Origin of the sequence: Polaromonas sp. A23, from assembly GCF_002001015.1 — a bacterium.
In the GTDB taxonomy this organism is placed as follows: Bacteria; Pseudomonadota; Gammaproteobacteria; order Burkholderiales; family Burkholderiaceae_C; genus Polaromonas.
This window is the reverse complement of sequence record NZ_MUNO01000005.1, coordinates 153,873-161,117: the sequence shown is the minus strand read 5'-3', so window position 1 is coordinate 161,117 and position 7,245 is coordinate 153,873. Positions and strand designations below refer to the sequence as shown.

At 60.5% G+C, this 7,245-nt stretch carries 9 protein-coding genes; 7 read left to right on the top strand and 2 right to left on the bottom strand.

Annotation, left to right across the window (positions count from 1 at the left end):
• Positions 1 to 48 precede the first annotated feature (48 nt).
• The 4 genes from B0B52_RS22635 (at position 49) to B0B52_RS02230 (ending at position 1,885) form a co-directional block, all read left to right on the top strand.
• Positions 49 to 339: an energy transducer TonB gene (locus tag B0B52_RS22635; RefSeq protein WP_371327353.1), complete on the top strand. Its 291-nt coding sequence runs from the start codon at positions 49 to 51 to the stop codon at positions 337 to 339.
• A 3-nt stretch (positions 340 to 342) separates the two neighbouring features.
• Positions 343 to 1,056 (top strand): MotA/TolQ/ExbB proton channel family protein, encoded by a 714-nt coding sequence (locus tag B0B52_RS02240; RefSeq protein WP_077591974.1) that lies wholly within the window; start codon positions 343 to 345, stop codon positions 1,054 to 1,056.
• A gap of 19 nt (positions 1,057 to 1,075) precedes the next feature.
• The gene (locus tag B0B52_RS02235) at positions 1,076 to 1,489 is read left to right on the top strand and encodes a biopolymer transporter ExbD (protein ID WP_077591973.1); all 414 of its coding nucleotides are present in this window, start codon (positions 1,076 to 1,078) and stop codon (positions 1,487 to 1,489) included.
• 177 nt (positions 1,490 to 1,666) lie between these two features.
• Positions 1,667 to 1,885 carry a hemin uptake protein HemP gene (locus B0B52_RS02230; RefSeq protein WP_139351783.1) on the top strand — a complete coding sequence of 73 codons (219 nt, stop codon included), beginning with the start codon at positions 1,667 to 1,669 and terminating at the stop codon, positions 1,883 to 1,885.
• Between the two features lie 212 nt (positions 1,886 to 2,097).
• Here B0B52_RS02230 and B0B52_RS02225 read toward each other — a convergent pair whose 3' ends face one another.
• Complete coding sequence (locus tag B0B52_RS02225; RefSeq protein ID WP_077591972.1) at positions 2,098 to 2,505, bottom strand: heme-binding protein; 408 nt, start codon at positions 2,503 to 2,505, stop codon at positions 2,098 to 2,100.
• A gap of 189 nt (positions 2,506 to 2,694) precedes the next feature.
• On the opposite strand from B0B52_RS02225, the gene B0B52_RS02220 reads away from it, so the two are divergent.
• Positions 2,695 to 3,384, top strand: a complete 690-nt coding sequence (locus tag B0B52_RS02220) for a Bax inhibitor-1/YccA family protein (protein WP_077591971.1) — start codon at positions 2,695 to 2,697, stop codon at positions 3,382 to 3,384.
• A gap of 301 nt (positions 3,385 to 3,685) precedes the next feature.
• Positions 3,686 to 5,179, top strand: coding sequence for a copper-containing nitrite reductase (nirK, locus tag B0B52_RS02215; protein ID WP_077591970.1), 1,494 nt, complete (start codon positions 3,686 to 3,688; stop codon positions 5,177 to 5,179).
• Positions 5,180 to 5,239: 60 nt separating this feature from the next.
• On the opposite strand, the gene rlmD is transcribed toward nirK, so the two are convergent.
• Positions 5,240 to 6,751 (bottom strand): 23S rRNA (uracil(1939)-C(5))-methyltransferase RlmD, encoded by a 1,512-nt coding sequence (rlmD, locus tag B0B52_RS02210; protein ID WP_077591969.1) that lies wholly within the window; start codon positions 6,749 to 6,751, stop codon positions 5,240 to 5,242.
• 63 nt (positions 6,752 to 6,814) lie between these two features.
• Between rlmD and B0B52_RS02205 the strand changes: the two genes are divergently transcribed.
• Entirely contained in the window at positions 6,815 to 7,240 is a 426-nt protein-coding gene (locus tag B0B52_RS02205) for a VOC family protein (RefSeq protein ID WP_077591968.1), read from the top strand.
• The last annotated feature ends 5 nt before the right edge of the window (positions 7,241 to 7,245 follow it).

The following is a 7,245-nucleotide window of genomic DNA, read 5'->3' as shown; positions in this document are numbered from 1 at the left end:
GTGTGATTTCGAGCCCCCGCGCCGCCTGCCCCGCCAGCGCCAGCGCGCCTGCTCGAAATCACACAGGGTGAAACTGAATACATCCGGCCGCCCAAACCGGTCTATCCGTCGCGCAGCAAAAACAGCGGTGAGACCGGTGTGGTCATCATTGCCGTCTACTACAGCACTGCCGGCCACGCTAAACGCGCCGAGGTCTTCAAGTCCAGCGGCTTCGAACGCCTGGACCGTGCTGCGCTGGAGGCCGTACTGGCCTCGCAGGTCACCCCCTTCAGAAGGGCTGGTGTCAATGAAGACACCCAGTTCCTGCTCAAAGCCCCGATTAATTTTGTTTTGGAGTAACTCATGAATTCACAATTCGGCTTGATGAACGTCTGGACGCAGGGCGACTTCGTCACCCGGGCGGTCGCCCTGTTGCTGATCGGCATGTCACTGGCGTCATGGATGGTCATCATCATCAAGACGCTGGATGTCCTGAAGTACAAGAAAATCGCCAATGTCGCTGAAGACTTCTGGCACAGCGAAGACTTCGCCGCCGGTCTGGGCAAACTGGGCAGCGACCCCGCCAACCCCTTCCGCCAGTTGGCCATCGAAGGGCGTGAAGCCACCGCCCACCACCGCAACACCAAGGCGCACCTGCATGATGCGCTGGACGTGAGCGACTGGGTCACGCGCAGCCTGCGCAACACCATGGACGAATTCACTTCGCGCCTGCAGTCGGGCCTGGCCATCCTCGCCTCGGTCGGCTCCACCGCGCCATTCATCGGCCTGTTCGGCACAGTCTGGGGCATCTACCACGCGCTGCTGAGCATCGGTACCGCCGGCCAGGCAACGATCGACAAAGTGGCAGGTCCCATCGGCGAGGCGCTGATCATGACGGCACTGGGTTTGGCGGTCGCCATTCCGGCGGTGCTGGGCTACAACGCGCTGGTGCGTGGCAACAAGGGCGTGCTGCAAAAGCTCAACCGCTTTGCACATGACCTGCACGCCTACTTTGTGACGGGCGCACGCGTCGGCGTCAGCGGGCAGGCCAATGTTGTGCCGATGAAAAAAGCCTGAGCAGGCAAAAGGATCCACCATGGCCTTTGGAACACAGGACGACACCGACGAGGTGATGAACGAGATCAACATGACGCCGCTGGTCGACGTGATGCTGGTCCTGTTGATCATCTTTATCATCACCGTGCCGGTGATGAAACACTCGGTCAACATTGACTTGCCGCGCGCGACCAACGAGGCGCAAAACGTCAAGCCCGAAACCGTGCGCCTGACCGTCGATGCCGACGGTGCCTATTACCTCAACGAGGCGAAGGTCGAAGACCCGGATCTGGCGCCGCGCTTCAAGGCAGCCGCAGCTCAGGAGCCGCAGCCGGAGCTGCACATCCGCGGCGACAAGTCGGTGCGTTACGAACGCGTGGCGCAAGCCATGGCTGCAGCGCAGCAAGCGGGACTGCGCAAAATCGGCTTCATCACAGAGCCCGTGACGCCCTGAATGAATGCCGGCAACACCTGCAAGCCTGGCCATCAAACCTGGCACTGAGCCAGGCTTTTTTCATGCGGCGTCCGAAGTGTGACCTCTCGTAAGTTTTCGAGAAAAGACCGCTTCTTTCTTGACTTTTAATTGAGAATAATTATCATTACGATAACGACATCCAACCGGTAAATCATCATGTCTTTTACCCTGACCGCCCCCTCCACCCTCCGTCTGCCTTCGCGCCAAGTTCAGCAGGAGACGGTATCTCCAAACGTCTCCAACCGAGGCGACTCCGGTTGCGCAGTTGACAGCACCGAGCTCCTGCGCGGCCAGAAGGCCGTGGACATCGTGCACAACGGCTCAACCTATCGCCTCCAGGCCACACGCCTGGGCAAACTCATCCTCACCAAGTAACAGGTTTCATCGTGGGACGATCCGAGACCGGCAACGGTCTCAAAGGTCGTTTTTGCCAGCCAGCCAGTCGCTTTCGGGCAGTTGTATTAGCCAGGCTTTTTTTCCACGCCGCCATGCAAAAAGCCGACCTTGCGTCGGCTTTCTTCTTAAATAGGCTTTCGCCCTCGTGTGGCGGTCGTCACGCGCTATCTGTTCGATAGCAAACCCCCTATCTACAACCCAATGGCAGCCAGGCCCGCACGCGCGATTTGTGCGTCTTCACTGGACTTCACGCCACTGACACCTATCGCACCCAGGCACTGGCCGTCTTTCAGGATAGGCACGCCGCCTTCGAGCAGGCCGTGCAGCGCTGGCGCGCTCAGGAATGAAAAGCGGCCGCCATTGACCATGTCTTCATAAATCTTGCTTTCGCGGCGCCCCATGGCCGAAGTGTTGGCCTTGGCCGGTGCGATATGGGCAGAAATCGGCGCAGCACCGTCCAGGCGCTGAAGGTGAAGCAGGTGTCCACCGTCATCGACAATGGCAATCGTCACTGCCCAGCTGTTTTTGGTCGCTTCGGCCACGGCGGCCGTTGCAATCGCCTGCACATCGGAAAATTCCAGCATTGTTTTTGATTTCATGATGATTTCAGTTATTGGCAAAAACGCCAAGCATACGCAACTTTTCGGCTGCCACCGTGTCCCATTACCACCCGTACGATTCCTATAACCCTGACAAAAGTGGCATCCGGATGGGGTTAATGCTTGAAAATCGCGGTAGACCCCTAAAATAACAGTGCCCGCATATGCAGGCCCATTGGAGAAGACTTCATGAATGACAATGTTCAAACGCTTGACCATGGCTACGTTGCCTCTGCGGAGCAGCGCAACCGCGTTCTGCGCAACACTTACTGGCTTCTGTCGCTGAGCCTGCTGCCTACCGTGCTGGGCGCATGGCTGGGCGTGGCCACAGGTATCACCGCCTCGCTGACGGGTGGCTTGGGACTGATCGTGTTCCTCGGCGGCGCATTCGGTTTCCTGTACGCCATTGAAAAGACCAAGAATTCCGCCGCTGGCGTGCCGGTGCTGCTGGCCTTCACTTTCTTCATGGGCCTGATGCTCTCGCGCATGATCGGCTTGATTCTGGGCTTCAAGAACGGCAGTGAGCTCATCATGATCGCCATGGGCGGCACCGCCGGCATCTTCTTTGTGATGGCCACTGTGGCCAGCGTCATCAAGCGTGACATCTCCGGCATGGGCAAATGGCTGTTTGTTGGCGCCCTGGTCGTGATGGTCGGCGGCATCATCAATGTGTTTGTCGGCTCCACCGCCGGCATGATGGCGCTTTCCGTGGCTGTCATCGGCATCTTCAGCGCCTACATGCTGTACGACCTCAAGCAGATCCTGGACGGCGGCGAAACCAACTACATCAGCGCCACGCTGGCCTTGTACCTGGACCTGTTCAATGTGTTCCAGGCGCTGCTGGCGCTGCTGGGCATCATGGGCGGCGAGCGCGACTAAGAAGCGCTTCACGCCACAACCAAAAGGGCCTTCGGGCCCTTTTTTCATGCCCTCACGGCCTGCGTCCGCACAAAACAGGCCCGTCGGCAGATGCTACATATTCAGTAGCGAACTATCGTTTCAGCATATGGGCCAAGGCCGTATTTTTCTTGAAAAATGGTGCGACACCGATTTGCGCTGCATCAAGCAATTCAGCGTTAACCCTTAAAAAGATGCTTACAAAATACATCTTCTGATTAAACTTTCCACAGACCCCCGGGCAATACAGATCAGGAGGTCTTTAAAGAAGAAAGAAGGTTGTATGCGTACCCGTCATTCAAGAAATTTTTCTCTGCTGGCGCTCGCCGCCGCGATAGCCCTGGCTACTGTAGGCGCTGCTGCAGCTCCGCCCACGGCGGTAGCCCAAGCCAGCGCAGCCCCCGTCCCGGCAGCAACGCAGGCCAAGGGCACTGTCAAGAAGTACACGCTCGAAACCGGCATCATCAACGGCAAGATGGTGTTCATCGATGACCGCGGCCAGGCCAACCCGGTACTGCGCGCCCATGTGGGCGACACGGTTGAAATCCGCCTCAAAAGCGGCGAAGGTGCGCAGCACGACATCGCCATCCCCGAGCTGAAGGTGCAGTCGCAAAAGTTCGATGCCGCCAGCGGTCCCACCACGGTACGTTTCACCGTCACGCAGGCCGGCAGCTTCACCTACTATTGCACCATCGCAGGCCACCGCCAGATCGGCATGGAAGGCACGTTTGAAGTGGCGGGTACCAGTGTGGCCAGCGCGGAGCCAAAAACTGCTGCGAAGACCACCGGCGTTCCCGGTGCCGAACTGTATGCCGCACCTGCGGTGCGGCCCGCCGATGCGGCCGCGGTGAGCGTGGCCATGGACCCGGCAGCTGTGCCCGCCCCGATTGGCGCCCGTGCGCCGCAGCATCTGAAATACCGCATCGAGACTGTGGAGCTGACCGGCAAGCTCGACAACGGCACCAGCTTCACTTACTGGACCTTTGACCGCAAGGTACCCGGCCCGATGCTGCGCGCCCGCATCGGCGACACGATTGAGCTGACCCTGGCCAATGCGCGGGACAGCAAGATGATCCATTCCATCGACCTTCACGCGGTGACCGGCGGCCACGGCGGCGGCGAACACACCCAGGTCGGTCCCGGCCAGGAAAAAACCATCACATTCAAGGCACTGAACGCCGGGCTGTATGTGTACCACTGCGCCACGCCGCTGGTGCCGCAGCACATCTCGGCCGGCATGTACGGCATGATCCTGGTCGAGCCCGAAGGCGGCCTGTCGAAAGTGGACCGCGAGTACTACGTGATGCAGGGCGATATGTACACCACCCGGCCGCACGGCGCCAAAACACACCAGGAGTTCGACCTGGACAAGCTGGCGGCCGAACTGCCTGACTACTACGTTTTCAACGGCGCGGTGGGCTCGCTGACCAAGGAGCACAAGCTCACCGCGAAGGTGGGCGAAACCGTGCGTATCTTCTTCGGTGTTGGCGGGCCCAACAAGATCTCTTCGTTCCACGTGATCGGCGAGATTTTCGACAAGGTCTACAGCGAAGGCTCGATCAGTTCGCCAAAACGCGACGTGCAGACCACGCTGGTCGCACCCGGCGGCGCGACGATTGTCGAGTTCAAGGTGGACTACCCAGGCAGCTACCTGCTGGTGGACCACGCACTGTCGCGTGCCGGCAAGGGTCTGGTCGGCATGCTGGAGGTCACCGGTGCCGCCGACGCGACCATCTACAAGGCAGACACGACAGGCAAGGCAGCCGCCACGCACTGAGTTGCCAGGCCCAAGGCCGAGCCCGGGCTGTCCGCTGTCATGGCGGGCAGCCTTTTTTCCTCATCTGCCTGGGCCGGCCTGCACCCGTTCAAACACGGCCATCGACTCCACATGCGCCGTATGCGGAAACATGTTGACCACGCCGGCCGCCGTGCAGCGGTAACCCGCGTCGTTGACCAGCACGCCGGCATCACGCGCCAGCGTCGCCGGGTTGCAGCTCACATACACGATGCGTTGAGGCGGCGTCCAGTCGCCGATCTGCAGGTTTTGCTGCCCGCCCGCATCGTCGCAAGGCACGCCGGTGACGATCTGCTGGTGCAAGGCGGCCAGCGCCTTGAACAACTCGTAGGCGCCTTCGCGCGGCGGATCGACCAGCCACTTGTTGGCAGTGCCGTCTTTCACCAGCATGCCGGGCGTCATCTCGAACAGGTTGCGTGCTACAAATTTAGTAGCTGCCAGCGCCCGCCCCTTCTGGGCTGAAGTCTTGTTTGATTGATAGTTTTCGCGTGACCGAGCCACCAGCACCTCGCTGCCTTCAATGCCCAGTACCTCACGGGCCTGCGTCGCCAGCGGAAGCGTGAAGTTGCCCAGGCCGCAAAACCAGTCGATCACGCGCTCATCCGGCTGCACGCCCAGCAAGCGCAAAGCGCGCGACACCAGCACCTGATTGATGTGCGGGTTGACCTGCGTGAAATCGGTGGGCCTGAAAGGCATGGTGATGCCGTAGGCGGGCAAGCCGTAGGCGAGCTGCTGCGCAGGATCGGTCAGCTCATCGAGCAGCTTGACTGTCTCCAGCCCGCCAGGCTGCAGCCACCACTGAATACCCGGGTGGGCCAGCGCAAAAGCACGCAGCTTTTCAAGGTCGCCCGCGGACAGCGGCTCCATGTGGCGCAGCACCATGGCCGTCACCGTGTCGCCGCAGGCCAGCTCGATCTGCGGCAGGGTTTCTTTCGCATCCATACCTGCAATCAGTGCGCGCAGGGGCAGCAGCAGATCACTCACATGGCGCGGCAACACGTGACACTCGCGCATGTCAGCCACGTAGCCACTCTTGCGCTCGTGAAAACCGACCAGAACCTCACCCTTCTTGCGCACATAACGCACCGACAGCCGCGCCCGGTAGCGATAGTTCCAGGCCGGGCCTTCAATGGGCCTGAGGATGGTTTCAGCCCTGAGCTTGCCGATGTGCCGCAGGTTGTCTTCCAGCACACGTTGCTTGACCGCCACCTGCGCGCCTACATGCAGGTGCTGCATCTTGCAGCCGCCGCAGGCGCCGGTGTGCAGGCCAAAATGCGGGCACTGCGGCCGCACGCGTTGTGATGACTCACGCAGCACCGCCATCAGGGTGGCTTTTTCGAAGCTGGGCTTTTTCCGGTACACGCTGGCACTGACGGTTTCGAACGGCAATGCGCCTTCAATAAACACCACCTTGCCATCTTCCCGGTGGGCAATGCCCTGGGCTTCGATGTCGAGCGATTCGATGGTGAGCAGGTCGGGCGGATAGTCCGCTGCGGCCAATGCCGATACCGCTCGTTCAGGTGTTTTGTTGCTATGCTGTTTTCTTCTGGACATCCCTCATTGTCTCAGGCTACGTTACGATTTTTGGCAGGTTCAACCAGCAGGAAAAACAAAGCCATGGAACTGCGTATCTGCATTGACGTGAACGACATGGACCGCGCCGTCGCGTTCTACACCGAAGGGCTCGGCCTTCACTGCGGCCGGCGTTTCCAGAGCGGGTTTGTCGAGCTGCTGGGCGCCGGCAGTCCGATCGACCTGCTGCTGCAGGCCGAAGGCAGCGCCCCGCTGCCCGACCAGCCCGACACGCGCAGCTTCCGGCGCCACTGGACGCCGGTGCACCTGGACTTCGTTGTCAGCGACATCGATGCGGCCGTCAAGCGGCTGCTACAGCACGGCGCGATACTCGAGCAACCCGTCACCGATCGGGTCTGGGGCCGCATTGCCGGCCTGGCGGACCCTTTTGGCCACGGCATCGACCTGCTGGAGTTCAACGATGGTGGCTACGACAACATCCCGTCCGGACAGGATGCGCTACCAACTTGATAGCT